General features: G+C 69.4%; 14 protein-coding genes and 1 riboswitch. Of the genes, 7 read left to right on the forward strand and 7 right to left on the reverse strand.

Annotation, left to right across the window (positions count from 1 at the left end):
• Positions 1–119 precede the first annotated feature (119 nt).
• Positions 120–181, reverse strand: a riboswitch (Fluoride riboswitch).
• A gap of 32 nt (positions 182–213) precedes the next feature.
• The gene (locus tag PcP3B5_RS16970; RefSeq protein WP_009622640.1) at positions 214–630 is read right to left on the reverse strand and encodes a hypothetical protein; all 417 of its coding nucleotides are present in this window, start codon (positions 628–630) and stop codon (positions 214–216) included.
• A gap of 362 nt (positions 631–992) precedes the next feature.
• Here PcP3B5_RS16970 and PcP3B5_RS16975 point away from each other — a divergent pair, with 362 nt between their 5' ends.
• The gene (locus PcP3B5_RS16975) at positions 993–1,250 is read left to right on the forward strand and encodes a hypothetical protein (RefSeq protein ID WP_052267646.1); all 258 of its coding nucleotides are present in this window, start codon (positions 993–995) and stop codon (positions 1,248–1,250) included.
• Positions 1,251–1,301: 51 nt separating this feature from the next.
• On the opposite strand, the gene PcP3B5_RS32385 is transcribed toward PcP3B5_RS16975, so the two are convergent.
• Positions 1,302–2,054, reverse strand: a complete 753-nt coding sequence (locus tag PcP3B5_RS32385; protein WP_061561941.1) for a CatB-related O-acetyltransferase — start codon at positions 2,052–2,054, stop codon at positions 1,302–1,304.
• 78 nt (positions 2,055–2,132) lie between these two features.
• The gene (locus PcP3B5_RS32390) at positions 2,133–2,903 is read right to left on the reverse strand and encodes a CatB-related O-acetyltransferase (RefSeq protein WP_061561942.1); all 771 of its coding nucleotides are present in this window, start codon (positions 2,901–2,903) and stop codon (positions 2,133–2,135) included.
• A gap of 219 nt (positions 2,904–3,122) precedes the next feature.
• Here PcP3B5_RS32390 and PcP3B5_RS16990 point away from each other — a divergent pair, with 219 nt between their 5' ends.
• Positions 3,123–3,386, forward strand: coding sequence for a hypothetical protein (locus PcP3B5_RS16990; RefSeq protein ID WP_043313342.1), 264 nt, complete (start codon positions 3,123–3,125; stop codon positions 3,384–3,386).
• Here the strand turns inward: PcP3B5_RS16990 and PcP3B5_RS16995 are convergent.
• Positions 3,383–4,486 (reverse strand): WD40/YVTN/BNR-like repeat-containing protein, encoded by a 1,104-nt coding sequence (locus tag PcP3B5_RS16995; protein ID WP_061561943.1) that lies wholly within the window; start codon positions 4,484–4,486, stop codon positions 3,383–3,385. The two genes, PcP3B5_RS16990 and PcP3B5_RS16995, sit on opposite strands and share 4 nt — an antisense overlap.
• A gap of 17 nt (positions 4,487–4,503) precedes the next feature.
• Positions 4,504–4,773: a MoaD/ThiS family protein gene (locus PcP3B5_RS17000; RefSeq protein ID WP_058072220.1), complete on the reverse strand. Its 270-nt coding sequence runs from the start codon at positions 4,771–4,773 to the stop codon at positions 4,504–4,506.
• Between the two features lie 176 nt (positions 4,774–4,949).
• On the opposite strand from PcP3B5_RS17000, the gene PcP3B5_RS17005 reads away from it, so the two are divergent.
• From PcP3B5_RS17005 to PcP3B5_RS17015, 3 genes are all read left to right on the forward strand, one after another.
• Entirely contained in the window at positions 4,950–5,135 is a 186-nt protein-coding gene (locus tag PcP3B5_RS17005) for a hypothetical protein (protein WP_061561944.1), read from the forward strand.
• A 151-nt stretch (positions 5,136–5,286) separates the two neighbouring features.
• Complete coding sequence (locus PcP3B5_RS17010; protein WP_061561945.1) at positions 5,287–6,651, forward strand: glutamine synthetase family protein; 1,365 nt, start codon at positions 5,287–5,289, stop codon at positions 6,649–6,651.
• Between the two features lie 180 nt (positions 6,652–6,831).
• Entirely contained in the window at positions 6,832–8,145 is a 1,314-nt protein-coding gene (locus PcP3B5_RS17015) for an NAD(P)/FAD-dependent oxidoreductase (protein WP_043313338.1), read from the forward strand.
• Positions 8,146–8,644: 499 nt separating this feature from the next.
• On the opposite strand, the gene PcP3B5_RS17020 is transcribed toward PcP3B5_RS17015, so the two are convergent.
• Both PcP3B5_RS17020 and PcP3B5_RS17025 read right to left on the reverse strand, forming a co-directional pair.
• Positions 8,645–9,550 carry a CobW family GTP-binding protein gene (locus PcP3B5_RS17020; protein ID WP_043313336.1) on the reverse strand — a complete coding sequence of 302 codons (906 nt, stop codon included), beginning with the start codon at positions 9,548–9,550 and terminating at the stop codon, positions 8,645–8,647.
• Positions 9,547–11,292 carry an amidohydrolase gene (locus PcP3B5_RS17025; protein ID WP_043313333.1) on the reverse strand — a complete coding sequence of 582 codons (1,746 nt, stop codon included), beginning with the start codon at positions 11,290–11,292 and terminating at the stop codon, positions 9,547–9,549. The genes PcP3B5_RS17020 and PcP3B5_RS17025 overlap by 4 nt, the downstream gene beginning before the upstream one ends.
• 103 nt (positions 11,293–11,395) lie before the next feature.
• Here PcP3B5_RS17025 and PcP3B5_RS17030 point away from each other — a divergent pair, with 103 nt between their 5' ends.
• Entirely contained in the window at positions 11,396–12,439 is a 1,044-nt protein-coding gene (locus PcP3B5_RS17030; RefSeq protein ID WP_009622665.1) for a helix-turn-helix transcriptional regulator, read from the forward strand.
• Positions 12,440–12,443: 4 nt separating this feature from the next.
• Positions 12,444–13,373, forward strand: coding sequence for a LysR substrate-binding domain-containing protein (locus PcP3B5_RS17035; protein WP_009622667.1), 930 nt, complete (start codon positions 12,444–12,446; stop codon positions 13,371–13,373).
• Positions 13,374–13,465 lie beyond the last annotated feature (92 nt).

The following is a 13,465-nucleotide window of genomic DNA, read 5'->3' on the forward strand; positions in this document are numbered from 1 at the left end:
AGCCGGGGGACGGCGCGGAGCGCAAGAGGAAAAGCGGCGGAACGGGATGGGTTGGGCATGTTCGCTGTCCACGGGCAAACCATGGACAGCAGAACAATGCCTACGCCGCCCATGAAGGGTTATGCGTAGGCATCATCAGCCGGGGGGCGGTTAGAGGAGGAATGCCATCTCCTGCCTAACGACATTAGCAAAGCCTTGGGAAAATGCACGCCCCTAGTGGCTGCCGCCCAGCAGGTCGAAGGAGTCGAGCAGGCGCCAGGCGATTTCCGGGGTGCGTTCCAGGCCCCGGCGGATGGCCGCGGGGATGGCCTGGCGAGTCTTGCGGCACAGGCCGGGCTGCGCGGCGATGCGGATGTCGAGACCGCGCATGCTGCGCACCTCGTTGAAGCCGGGGGCGATGCTCAGGCGCAGGCCGAGCTGTTCGTACATGCGCTGCTGCATGTGCTGCAGGTCGGCCAGGTCCTTGAGCTGTTCCAGGCGCTGTACCAGGCGCTGCTCTTCCTGGCGGGTGAGCAGGAGGATGCGGATGTCACCATGGGGCTCGGCCAGCAGCGCCTCGCGCCCGCAATCGCAGGCGCCCGGCGGGCAGGGTTGGCGGAGGGGGAGCTGGCCGTTCATGGCGTCGAGCATAGCGATTCGGCCGGTTCCGCGCCGCTACCCTTCGTGAAAATTCCCACGCTGAAATCGCCTTGAGGTCCTACGAGGGCGCTGGATAGATTCCGCCCTGCCGCAACCTTGTTGTGGTCGGGGGTAGGATCCCGCAGTAAAGGGTGGTGCGTCGTAGCCGTGAGAGCAGTCGGTCCATCGTTGTATGCACTCACGTTCCATGGCGGGCCGTCCGGGGAGGCCTTCGGGCCTGCCGTCTCCTTTGCTGCGGTATCCTACCCCCGTACGGTCCGCCTCCCTTTTCCGGGAGGCGGCTCTTGATCCCGCTCAGGAGCAATGGAACATGCACTATCCGTACTTCGCCCTCCACACCCTGGAGGCGCACCATGACTGACCTGCAACCCGTCACCACCCTCTCGCAACCCCACGACGACGTGCTGTTCGTCGACGCCAGCGCCCCCGCCGAGCATCTGTACGAGGCCGCCGAGCGTCGCCTGATAGCCCTGGAAGACCTGCTCTGCCTGCTGGCGGACTGCCCCGACGAAATGCCGCTGGTACAAGGCCAGGCCCGACTGGTCTCGGCCCTGCTGCCGATGGCGGCGGAAGCGCGGCAACTCTACCGACTGGCCCAGAGCCGGAGCTGAGCGCCTCTGGGCGCTTGCGTGCGGGGCGGCGCAGCAGTGCCGCCCCGCGCTTCACGAGCTGGCCGGCCCCTCGGACAGCAGGCGGCAGCCCTGGCGGCGGATTTCGATGTTCGGATAGATCGGCGGCCGCGCCTCGCCGCTGGCCCGCAAGGCCTCCACACGCTCCAACGCCTCCTCGATGCGCTGCAACGGCAACGCGGCGATCTGCGCCGGCGCCAGGTCCCACCAGCGGCTGGCATGCAGGCGCTCGCAGATGTCCGGCGGGAAGCGGTAGCGCACCACCTTGGCCGGCGAGCCGGCGACTATGGCGTAGGGCGGCACGTCGCGCGTCACCACCGACATGGCGGCCACCACGGCGCCGTCGTGGATCTTCACCCCGCTCATCACCACTGCGCCCTCGCCGATGAAGGCGTCGTTGCCGATCCAGGTGTCGGCGTCGGTGTCCTCGTAGCGCTGGCGCGGCGTGTCGTAGCGGTCGAACACGCCCGGCTCGTACTGCACCGAGCTGGTGCTCAGCCAGTCCATCGGGTGCGCCCGGGCGGCCAGGCCGATGCGGCAGAGCTGGCCGGTGGAGCTGAAGCGGCCGATGTGCGAAATGCGGTGGAAGCTGGTGGCACGGATGGTGGAAAAGGCGCCGATGTGCATCTCGTCCCGGTAGATCTTGAACTCCGCCTCGCCGATGCTGCCCGGCGCCTCGACCAACAGGCGCTTGCCGCGCCCCAGGCGGCTGACGCCGCTGCGGAATTCGATGTCGTAGCCTTCCAGCCAGTGCTTCCAGTGACTGTTGCGCCAACGCTTCAACATGGGGTCCGTGATCCTTTGTATGTTTTCCGATACGGACCTCTGACAGGCGGGATGGCTGCAAGGTTCGCTCGAAATGGATCACGCGGCGGCCGTGGTGGCGGCGCCCTGCCCTCCGGCCAGCACGCGGCAGCCCTGGCGGCGTATTTCCACCCGGGGGAATAGCGCGTCCTGCGCCTCGCCGCTGGCGCGCAAGGCCTCGATGCGCTCCAGGGCGTCCTCGATGCGGTTCATCGGCAGGGCCGCGACCTGTTGCGGCGCCAGGTCCCACCAGCGGCTGGCCTGCAGGCGTTCGCAGATGTCCGGCGCGAAACGGTAGCGCACTATCTTCGCCGGCGAGCCGGCGACGATGGCATAGGGCGGCACGTCGCGGGTCACCACCGACATAGCGGCCACCACGGCGCCATCGTGGACCTTCACCCCGCTCAGCACTGCCGCGCCCTCGCCGATGAAGACGTCGTTGCCGATCCAGGTATCGCTGTCGCCCACGCTTTCGTAGCGCAGCCGCGGCGCGTCGAAACGGTCGAAGAAGCCCGGCTCGTACTGCACGGAGTTGGTGCTCAGCCAGTCCAGCGGGTGGGCCCGCGCGCCGAGGCCGACGCGCGAGTCCTGGCCAGTGGTGACATAGCGGCCGATGTGCGACACGCGGTGGAACAGCGTCTTGCGCAATACGGCAAAGGCGCCGATGTGCAGTTCCTGGTCACGCAGCTTGAAATCGGCCTCGCCGATGCGCGCGGGGGCCTCGACGATCAGGCGCTTACTGCGCCCCAGCTGGCTGACGCCGCTGCGGAACTCGGTATCGTGCCGTTCCAGCCAACGTTTCCAGTAGCTGTCGCGCCAGGTCTTGAACATGAAGGTCGGGCCTTGCCGTTTGTAAGGGGGCCGGCATTTTACTGTACCTGTGCGTACATGGCAGGCCTGCGCCGAAGTTTTCAGCGCGGCGCAACCGGTCAACTGCGAGCGATGCTCTCACGCGAAGAAAGCGCCCCCAGCGCCTACCGCTCGGCCGGCCGCCGCCGCCGACGCCGCCAGCGGCGTAGGCTGGTGCGAGAACAAGAGGAGGATACGAGCATGCGGCACCACAGCCACCCGGATTTCCACCTGCACGAGGCGCGCCGCGCCATGCTGCTGCGCTGGGCGCAGATGGCGCAATGGTTCGGCCTGGTGATGATCCTGCTGACCATCGGCCTGGCGGCCCTGGGCGACAGCCTGGAAGACCCCACCGCCACCAGCATCATCACCCTGTGCGGCGCCTTGGGCCTGGCGGCGCTGATCCCGGCGCGGATGATCCTGGCGCACTACCAGAAGCAGGACGAGCGCGACGGGCAGCCCTAGCCGAAGCGCACGCAGTAGATCGGCGGCAGGTGCGCGGACAGGCATTCCCAGCGCTCGCCGCCGTCCTCCGACAACCACAGGCCGCCGGTGGTCGAGCCCATGGCCAGGCGCTCGCCGTCGTCGTCCACGGCCAGGCCGTGGCGGTACACCAGGTCGTAGCACGGACCCTGGGGCAGGCCGTGGTCCAGGGCCTGGAAGCTCTGGCCGCCATCCTCCGTGCGGTTGACCAAGAATCGCCCGGCCACCGGGATGCGGCAGATGTCCTTCGTCGCCGGGACGAACCAGGCGGTGTCCGGCCGCGTGGGGTGCACGGCCACGGCGAAGCCGAAGCTGGACGGTTGCGCCGGCACGTCGCGCCAGTGGGCGCCGCCATCGCTGGAAACGAAGATGCCGTTGTGGTGCTGCACCCACAGCCGGTCCGGCCGCGCCGGGCAGTGCACCAGGCGGTGCGGGTCCTGGATGGCGCCCTCCTCGCGCAGGTCCGGCGGCATGTAGTCGGCGTACATGCCGGCGGTGGTGTTGCGCCAGCTGGCGCCTTCGTCGTGGCTCTGCCAAACGCCGCCGCAGGACACCCCGACGGTGAGGTGGCGGCTGTCGCGCGGGTCGACGCTGATGGAATGGATGCCCGGCCAGTCGTAGCCGCCGCCGAACCAGCGGGCGCGTTCGGGGCGGTCCCACAGCGGGCGATTGAGCGTCCAGCTGTCGCCATGGTCGTCGCTGCGGAACAGGCCGCCGGGGATGGTCCCGGCCCAGAGGGTGCCGGCCTGGTCGGTGCCGCCGGTCTCCAGGCACCAGATCAGCTGCAGGCTCCAGGGCGCCTGCGGGGCCTCGCCTTCGGCCGGTGGCGGTAGCGGGTCCGGCTGCGGCGGGTAGACCGGCACCGCGCATTCCTGCCAGTCGCCGCCGCAGGGCTTGCGCCACAGCTTGCAGCCGAAGTGGCCGAGGTCCAGGGCGGCGTAGAGGGTGTCGTCGCGGGGGTCGGCCAGCAGCATGTTCACCGGCTCGCCGAGGAAGTCCTGGCCCGCCTCGTGCCAGGTGCCGCGATCCTGCAGGAAGCTGAACAGGCCCTTGCGCGTGGCCACCAGCAGTCGGTCTTCCATCTGCCCTCCTCCGGGTTTCAGCCGCCGGACAGCGCCTGCACCACGTATACCTCGCTGTCGTCCGCCACCACGTCGCCCAGGCCCCGGCGGTCGCGCAGGCGCAGGCCGTCGATGAACACGGTGACATGCCGGCGCAGGCCACCCTGGTCGTCCAGCAGGTAGCCGCGCAGGCGCGGATGCCGGGCGAACACGCCCTCCAGCAGGCCGCCGAGGGTGGCGCCGGGCAGGTCCTGCTCGGGCACTTCGACGTGGCGCTGGATGGACGGGGCGAAGACGATATGGGCCATGGGCTGCGCGGCGTGACGGGTTTCGCTCAGTTTAGGCGGCAGGGCCGGCGCTGGCGGCGCGGATCGACCGGGCGGCAATCAGTTTCGATTTCGCTCAAGTGAGTTCAACTAGATTCACATTTAAAGCACCCATCTCCTGTGCGAGTCTCCGGGCATCGTCCCCCACGCAGCCACCCATGCACCTTCTGCAACAGCACTTCGCCGCCGCCAGCGCCTCCGCCTCCCAGGCAGAGCCCCTGCGCCTGCCGCGCGAACGCTGCCGCTGGCTGCGCCTGCAACCCCTCTCGCTGCCGCTGGAGCTGGCCTTCTGGGCGCTCTGGCACTGCCGACACGCGCGTCCACCGGATAGCACCGCACGCTGACGGGCGCCCCGCGCCCGCCCCTTTGCTGGAACTACGCTGAACGCAGGCGTCCGACACTGCGCGAGTTGGCGTAGCCATTGCATCGCCTGCCCTGCCGCAGCCCGGCCGCGCAGGCCATCAGCGCGCCCATTGGCGCTATGCGAGAACATCGATGAAATTCGCCCCTGTGCAAGAGGCCCAGGCCTTCCTGGCTGCCAACCCCGACATCGAGATGGTCGAGCTGTTCATCCTCGACGCCAACGGCGTGCCCCGCGGCAAGCTGCTGCACCGCGAGGAACTGCTGGCGGTCTACGAGTCCGGCCGGCCCTTGCCGAGCACCATTCTCGGCCTGACCCTGCACGGCGACGACGTGGAGGATTCCGGGCTGGTGTGGGAGGTCGGCGACATCGACTGCCGCGCCTACCCGCTGGCCGGCAGCCTGGTGCGCCTGCCCTGGCGGCAGATTCCCACGGCCACGGTGCAAGTCAGCATGCACCCGGTCGAAGGCAAGCCGGCGGACATCGCCGACCCGCGCCACGTACTGGTCAAGGTGATCGACGAACTGAAGGCCTCCGGCTACCACCCGGTGATGGCCTGCGAGCTGGAGTTCTACCTGCTGGACGCCAAGCGCGACGCCAACGGCCGCCCGCAGCCAGCGCTGGACGCCGACGGCGGCCGCCCGCGCTCCACCCAGGTCTACGGCCTGCGCGAACTGGAGCAGATCGAACCCTTCCTCGCCGACCTCTATGCCGCCTGCAAGGCCCAGGGCATCCCGGCGCGCACCGCCATCTCCGAATACGCCCCGGGTCAGGTGGAGATCACCCTGGAACACGGCGACGCCCTCACCGCCATGGACCAGGCCGTGCGCTACAAGCGCCTGGTGAAAGGCGTGGCGCACAAGCACGGGATGCAGGCCTGCTTCATGGCCAAGCCGTTCGACGACCTGGCCGGCACCGGCATGCACATGCACGTGTCGCTGGCCGATGCCGCCGGGGCGAACCTGTTCGCCAGCGCAGACCCGGCCGGCACGCCGCTGCTGCGCCAGGCGGTGGGCGGCATGCTCGCCAGCCTGCTCGACTCGCTGCTGCTGTTCTGCCCCAACGCCAACTCCTACCGGCGCTTCCAGGCCAACAGCTATGCGCCGCTGGCGCCGACCTGGGGCGTCGACAACCGCACCGTCAGCCTGCGCGTGCCGGGCGGGCCGGCGCACACCCGGCACATCGAGCACCGCATCTGTGGGGCCGATGCCAATCCCTATCTGGCGGCGGCGGCGATTCTTGCCGGCATTCACCGTGGCATCCGCGAAGCCATCGACCCGGGCGCGCCCGTCGAGGGCAACGGCTATGCCCAGGCCAAGGAACTGCTGCCCACCGACTGGCTGACCTCGCTGTGCGCGCTGGAGCGGTCGAGCTGGGCGCGGGATGCGCTGGGGCGGGAGTTCCTGGGCGTGTACCTGAAGGTGAAGCAGGCGGAGTACCGGCAGTTCATGGGTGAGGTCGGGGAGCAGGATTGGCGGTGGTATCTGCATCAGGCTTGAGGCCTAAGAGCCCCTCTCCCCAGCCCTCTCCCGCAAGCGGGAGAGGGGGCAGTCCGGCGTAACGCTGAACAACGGCGCAACCGGCTGAAACCGAATCAAAAGCCCGCTCCGATCCAGTCCCCTCGCCCTTCAGGGAGAGGGCTAGGGAGAGGGAAACCAGACAACAGGAAAAACACAAGAATGAACGCCGCACTGAAACCCGCCAAAGCCGCCCCCGAGCGCGCCCCTTCCTATTATTCCGCCAGCCTCAACACGGAAACCGACTACCCCACCCTGCAAGGCGAAGTGAACGTCGACATCGCCATCATCGGCGGCGGCTTCACCGGTGTGACCACCGCCGTGGAGCTGGCCGAGCGCGGCTACAAGGTGGCCATCGTCGAGACCAACAAGGTCGGCTGGGGCGCCAGCGGGCGCAACGGCGGCCAGGTCACCGGCAGCCTGTCCGGCGACTCGGCCATGCGCAAGCAGATGCAGCAGTGGCTGGGCAACGACGTCGACGACTTCATCTGGCACCTGCGCTGGCGCGGCCACGAGATCATCAAGAGCCGCGTGGCGAAATACGGCATCGCCTGCGACCTCAAGTTCGGCCACCTGCACGCGGCCATGAAGCCGTCGCACATGGCCGAGCTGGAAGCCTCCTACGAAGAAGCCGTGCGCCGCGGCATGGGCGCCGAGGTCAACCTGCTCGACGCCGCCGGCGTGCGCCAGCACCTGGAAAGCGACCTGTACTGCGGCGCCATCAAGAATATGCGCAACATGCACCTGCACCCGCTCAACCTGTGCATCGGCGAGGCCAAGGCCCTGGAGAGCCTGGGCGGGCTGATCTTCGAGCACTCCGAGGTGCTGGACATCGTCCACGGCCCGCGGCCGGCGGTGGTCACCACCGGCGGGCGGATCAACGCCGCCCAGGTGCTGCTGGCCGGCGACGTCTACCACAAGCTGGAGCGCAAGCAGCTCAAGGGCATGATCTTCCCGGCCATGGGCGGCATCGTCACCACCAAGCCGCTGGGCGCGCTGGCCAAGCGCATCAACCCGCAGGACCTGGCCGTCTACGACTGCCGCTTCGTCCTCGACTACTACCGCCTGACCGCCGACGGGCGCCTGCTGTTCGGCGGCGGCGCCAACTACTCTGGCCGCGACTCGCGGGACATCGCCGGCGAACTGCGCCCCTGCATCGAACGCACCTTCCCGGCGCTCAAGGGCGTGGAGATCGAGTTCCAGTGGAGCTGCGCCATGGGCATCGTGATGAACCGCATCCCACAGCTGGGCAAGCTCTCGGACAACGTCTGGTACTGCCAGGGCTACTCCGGCCACGGCGTGGCCACCACCCACATCATGGGCGAGATCATGGCCACGGCCATGAGCGGCGACCTGGAGCAATTCGACACCTTCGCCCAGTGCAAGCACGTGAAAGTGCCCCTGGGCGACGTGTTCGGCAACCCGATGCTGGCGGCGGGGATGTGGTACTACCAGCTGCTGGAGAAATTCCGCTGAGCTTCGTGGCTCCTGTAGGACCTTGTCCGCGATAGCCGGAACCTCCGGCGCGATTCGCGGATAAGATCCGCGCTGCCCCACCCACAGTCGTCCCCATGTAGGAGCGCGCCCTGCGCGCGATATCGCGGGCAGGGCCCGCTCCTACAGGTTGCCGGGAGGCACGGTATTCCTCCCCCCGTAGCGGACCTTGTCCGCGATGGCCGGAACCTCCGGCGCGATTCGCGGATGAGATCCGCTCTTACGCTGCCCCACCCACGCCATTCCCATGTAGGAGCGCGCCCTGCGCGCGAATCGCGGGCAGGGCCCGCTCCTACAGGTTGCCGGGAGGCACGGTATTCCTCCCCCCGTAGGAGCGGACCTTGTCCGCGATGGCCGGAACCTCCGGCGCGATTCGCGGATGGGATCCGCTCCTACGCTGCCCCACCCACGCCATTCCATGTAGGAGCGCGCCCTGCGCGTGATATCGCGGGCAGGGCCCGCTCCTACGAAGAGCCTCGCGTCAGGCGGCCAGGCACTGTTCCAGGCTGGCCTCCAGACGCTCGCGCAGTCCGGCAGCGGCGCTGGCGATGAAGACCAGGCAGTTGTCGCCCTCCTGCGCCTGCGCCGCCAGGAACTGGCTGCGCCCGCCGACGTATTGCAGCCACAGCGGCTGTTCGCGGCCGCTGACCTGTACGCGGCCCTTGAGGCGGAACAGGCCTTCCGGCAGCTGGTCGAGCCAGGCGCGCAGGCGCTGGGGGTCGAGCTGGCCGGCGTGGCGCCAGGTCCAGCTGTCGAACAGCCGGCTGTGATCGACACCCAGCGGCGCCAGGCGTTGCGCGCGCTCCGGGCGTTCGCCGTAGAGCAGCTCGTCGGGTATTTCCGCCTGCACCGTCTGCAGCATCCGCCGCGGCTCGCCGAAGCGCTGGCGCAGGGCCTGCAGTTGTTCCGGCGTCGCTATGTCGGCCTTGTTCAGCAGCAGCAGGTCGGCCGCGGCCGCCTGGCGCCTTTCCAGTTGCGCGTATTCGCCTTCCAGCGGCTGGCTGCGGGCCGCGTCCACCAGGGTGATGAGCGCGTCCAGGTGCATGTGCCTGAGCAGCTGCGGGTAGCCCAGGGCCTGGATGATCGGTTGCGGGTCGGCCACGCCGCTGCATTCGATGACGATGCGCTCCACCGCCGGCTGCATCGCGGCCAGGCGGCCGAGCTGGGCCAGCAGGTCGTCCTGCATGGTGCAGCACAGGCAGCCGTTCTGCAGGGCGTACACCGCGTCGCTCTGCTCGGCGATCATCTCGGCGTCCACGTTCAGTTCGCCGAAGTCGTTGACGATCAGCGCCAGGCGCTGCCCGGCGCACTGCTGCACCAGGCGGCGCAGCAGGGTGGTCTTGCCGGCGCCGAGGAAGCCGGCGACCACGGTCACCGGGATGCTCATCGGTCGTCCCTCATGATCTGCGGCACTTCGCCCTGCCACACCGCCTGCAGCGGGCCGCTGAACACGCCCTGGCGGTCGTAGACCGGGCGGCCCTCGACGAAGGTCTGCTCGACCTGGGTGCGGTGGATGTAGCCGCGCGGCGGCTGGGCGAAGAGGTCGCGGTCCAGCACGATGAAGTCCGCCGACTTGCCGGCCTCGATGCTGCCGGTCAGGTGCTCCAGGCCCATGGCGTGGGCGCCGTTCAGCGTCACCACCTGCAGCGCCTGCTCCAGGCCGATGGGCTCGCCGAAGCAGGCCGGGTCGTCGTTCCAGGGGTTCTGCCGGGTGATCATGGTTTCCAGGGCCAGCCAGGGGTCGATGGAGGCCACCGGCCAGTCGGTGCCCATCACCGCGATGCCGCCGGCGGCGAGCACGCCCTTGTAGTCGTAGATGCGCTTCAGGCGCTCGGCGCCGTAGCCGGAGCGCGCGCCGCTGGCGAAGGGCGTGGGGTACCAGGCCGCCGGGGAGAATTCGGCTATCACTTCCAGCTCGCGGAAGCGCCTGAGGTTGCCCGGGTGCAGGATGGTGCTGTGCGCGCACTGGTGGCGGATGCCGCTGAAGCCGTTGCGCCGGCGCGCCTCGGCCACCGCGTCGAGGAACACGTCGGAGGCGCCGTCGCCGGTGCAGTGGGCGATCACGCGGATGCCGCGGCGGTCCATGTCCACCACCATGTCGGTGATGTGCTCGGGGGTCAGGTTGAGCTTGCCGCGCCAGCTGTCCTCGCCCGGCCAGGGGCTGATGAGGAACGACGAGCGCGGCTCCACGGTGCCGTCGAAGTGGAACTTCACGGCGTTGGCCGACAGCCGCGCGCTGTGGTAGTAGTGGCGCTCGCCGCTGAGCAGTTCCCAGCGCCGGCGCACCGGGAAGATGTCGTCCTGCCAGCTGATGGCCGCTTCCACGCGCAGGGTCAGCTGGCCGGCGTCGTCCAGTTCCTTGAGTGCCTGCAGGCGGCGTTCACAGACGTGCACGTACTTGCTGGCGGTGACGCCGCGGGCGCTCTGGAAGTGCACGCCATCGCGGTAGGCGCGGCGCAGCACCTCGATGGGTGTGGGCGGCATGGCGGCGTGGATCAGCGCGTAGGCGCCGTCGATCAGCAGGCCGTTGGGCTCGCCGGTCAGTTCGTCGCGCTCCAGGTAGCCGTTGCGCGGGTCGGGCGTGGCGGCATCGATGCCGGCCAGTTCGAGGGCGCGGGAGTTGACCATCATGGTCCCCCACATGCGGTCGAGCAGCGCCACCGGGCGGTCCGGCATGACGCTGTCGAGCCACTCGCGGCCCGGCTTCAGCCCGGCCTCGCGGAAGGTGTAGCGCACCCAGTACTGGCCATAGACCCAGCCATCGCCCGGGTGGCTGTCGGCGTAGGCGCGGATGGCCGCGGCCAGTTGCTCGGGGCTCGGGTCCTCGATGCCCACGTCGAGGTCGTCGGCGTAGCGCGGGGCCAGGGCCAGGTCCGGGTGGGTGTGCATGTCGTGCAGGCCGGGCATACAGAAGGCGCCGCCGAGGTCGTGCTGGCGGGTCTGCGGGCCGACCAGGTGCGCCAGGTCCTCGGCGCGGCCGACGGCGAGGAAGCGGCCGTCGCGGATGGCCACGGCCTCGGCCCAGGGCTGCGCCGGGTCGAGGGTGTAGAAGCGGCCGCTGCGCAGCAGCAGGTCGGCGTGGCGGTTGGCAGGCGAATGGGACGAACGGAATGTATCGGGCGCCGTCATGTCGGTGCTCCCCTTGTTGTTTTGCGCCGAGTATAGGGAGCTGCCAGAAGCCTTTGACTAGCATAAGATGACAACTCGCTAGCCTCAGATAACAAGCACGAGCATGCCCGACCAGCAGTCCGACATCGACTACGCCGCGCGCCAGCTGTACCAGCGCTTCCTCGAGGAATGGCAGGCCCGGCCCCGGCTGCCGCCGCTCGCGCCGCTGCTCGCCGGGCTCGGCGTGCCGGCCGCCGAGGCCGCCGCCAACATGACCTTCGCCCGCTACTACCGCCTGCTGCGCCAGGCCGCCGGGCTGCTCGGCGCCAGCGATTTCTTCCTGCGCCTGGGCCAGCGCTACAACCTGTTCGACCTGGGGGTGATCGGCTACGCGCTGATCAGCGCGGCCAACCTGCGGCGCTCCTGGGACATCTCCCTGGGCCAGCCCTCCAGCCTGCTGCCGCACCCCATCCACGTCACCCGCGAGGAACACGGCGAGCACCTGGTGCTGGCCCTGCAGGCGCCGCCCTACAGCCCCATGGAAACCCAGGCGCTGCTGGAGGAATGGTTCAGCAGCACCTGGCGCTGGCTGTGCCAGCGCCTGCCGGAGCTGGCCGAGTGCGCCGGCATGCAGGTGCGCCTGCCGTTCGCCGCGCCGCCCCACGCCGCGCTCTACGCCGAGCTGTTCCCCGGCCGCAGCGAATTCGCCGCCAGCCGCGCCGAGCTGCGCATCCCGCGGGAATTCCACGAGCGCCCCTTCTCCACTTCCAACCCCTCGGTGCTGCGCCTGTGCCAGGCCCAGGGCGCGGCCACCCTGGCCAGCTTCGAGAGCGGCGAGGCCCTGCCCGACGACCTGCGCTTCTACCTGCTGCAGAACGCCCGGGTGCCACTGCCGGACCTGGAGCAGGCCGCCGCGCACTTCCGCCTGCCGCCGCACACCCTGCAGCGGCGCCTGCGCGCCCATGGGCTGACCTTCAAGGGCGTGGTCTACGAGGTGCGCATGGCCCTGGCCGAGCGCTACCTGCTGGCCAGCCGCATGAGCCTGCAGGAGATCGCCTTCCTGCTCGGCTACGAACACGTCACCAGTTTCCACCGCGCCTTCCTGCGCCACGCCGGGACCACCCCGGAAGGCTTCCGCCAGCGGCGCGCCCGCACTAATCAGGAGTGAGCCCATGCGCTTCCCTTCGATGACCGCCCTGCGCGTGCTCGACGCCGTCGCCCGCCTGGGCAGCCTGTCCGCCGCCGCCAGCGAGCTGAGCCTTACCCGCAGCGCCGTGAGCCACCAGTTGCGCAGCCTGGAGGAATGCCTGGGCACCGCGCTGATCGAGAAATCCGGGCGCGGCATCGTGCTGACCTACCGCGGCGAGTACTTCGCCCGCGAGACGCAGCGCGCCCTGGGCATCCTCAACGAGGCGCGGCGCTTCACCGACGCCCAGGAGATCGCCGGGCGCCTGTGCGTGAGCTGCACCCCGGGCTTCGCCACCTACTGGCTGTGCCACCAGATCGGCAAGTTCCAGCGCGCCCACCCGCAGGTCGAACTGAACCTGGTGTCGCCGCGGATTCCCGACGACGTCAGCAACCGCGACGTCGACCTGTTCATCGCCTACGGCGTGGGCGACTGGCCGGACCTGCGCGTGGAACTGATCGCCACCCTCGACACCTTCCCGGTGTGCAGCCCCTCGCTGCTCAACGCCGCCGGCGGGCTGGACTCGCCTGAGGACCTGGCCAACCTGCCGCTGCTGCACATGGTCGACCACTCCGACTGGCTGCTGTGGGCGGCCGCCGCCGGGGTGCGCGACCTCAACGTGCGCAACGGCATCGTCTTCTCCGACGCGCACCTGGTGCAGTCGGCGGCCATCGCCGGGCAAGGCGTGGCCATGGGCGACGCCCTGGTCAGCGGCGACGCCATGGCCAAGGGGCAGTTGGTGCGGCTGTTCAACGTCTCCATCGAGCCGCCCAACCGCTACTACTTCGTCACCGACGCGGCCAAGAGCGAACGCCCCGACGTGCAGGCCTTCAAGGCCTGGATGAAGGCCGAGCTGCGGCTGTCCGAGCAGTTCCGCAAGGGCAGCCGCGGCGGCGTGATTGGTGAAGGAATTTGAACAATGACGGCGAAAAAACGCGATTGAAGCGCAGGAGGATTTGACAATACTGCGCAAAAGGACGGCTGACCGCTGGGTCGCCGCGCCACAGA

The organism is Pseudomonas citronellolis, assembly GCF_001586155.1.
GTDB classification, from domain to species: Bacteria; Pseudomonadota; Gammaproteobacteria; order Pseudomonadales; family Pseudomonadaceae; genus Pseudomonas; species Pseudomonas citronellolis.

Coding starts and splice junctions, on each gene's coding strand:
- PcP3B5_RS16970 (WP_009622640.1), bottom strand. CDS start 630: ATGCTCGACGCCATGAACGGCCAGCTCCCCCTCCGCCAACCCTGCCCG.
- PcP3B5_RS16975 (WP_052267646.1), top strand. CDS start 993: ATGACTGACCTGCAACCCGTCACCACCCTCTCGCAACCCCACGACGAC.
- PcP3B5_RS32385 (WP_061561941.1), bottom strand. CDS start 2,054: ATGTTGAAGCGTTGGCGCAACAGTCACTGGAAGCACTGGCTGGAAGGC.
- PcP3B5_RS32390 (WP_061561942.1), bottom strand. CDS start 2,903: ATGTTCAAGACCTGGCGCGACAGCTACTGGAAACGTTGGCTGGAACGG.
- PcP3B5_RS16990 (WP_043313342.1), top strand. CDS start 3,123: ATGCGGCACCACAGCCACCCGGATTTCCACCTGCACGAGGCGCGCCGC.
- PcP3B5_RS16995 (WP_061561943.1), bottom strand. CDS start 4,486: ATGGAAGACCGACTGCTGGTGGCCACGCGCAAGGGCCTGTTCAGCTTC.
- PcP3B5_RS17000 (WP_058072220.1), bottom strand. CDS start 4,773: ATGGCCCATATCGTCTTCGCCCCGTCCATCCAGCGCCACGTCGAAGTG.
- PcP3B5_RS17005 (WP_061561944.1), top strand. CDS start 4,950: ATGCACCTTCTGCAACAGCACTTCGCCGCCGCCAGCGCCTCCGCCTCC.
- PcP3B5_RS17010 (WP_061561945.1), top strand. CDS start 5,287: ATGAAATTCGCCCCTGTGCAAGAGGCCCAGGCCTTCCTGGCTGCCAAC.
- PcP3B5_RS17015 (WP_043313338.1), top strand. CDS start 6,832: ATGAACGCCGCACTGAAACCCGCCAAAGCCGCCCCCGAGCGCGCCCCT.
- PcP3B5_RS17020 (WP_043313336.1), bottom strand. CDS start 9,550: ATGAGCATCCCGGTGACCGTGGTCGCCGGCTTCCTCGGCGCCGGCAAG.
- PcP3B5_RS17025 (WP_043313333.1), bottom strand. CDS start 11,292: ATGACGGCGCCCGATACATTCCGTTCGTCCCATTCGCCTGCCAACCGC.
- PcP3B5_RS17030 (WP_009622665.1), top strand. CDS start 11,396: ATGCCCGACCAGCAGTCCGACATCGACTACGCCGCGCGCCAGCTGTAC.
- PcP3B5_RS17035 (WP_009622667.1), top strand. CDS start 12,444: ATGCGCTTCCCTTCGATGACCGCCCTGCGCGTGCTCGACGCCGTCGCC.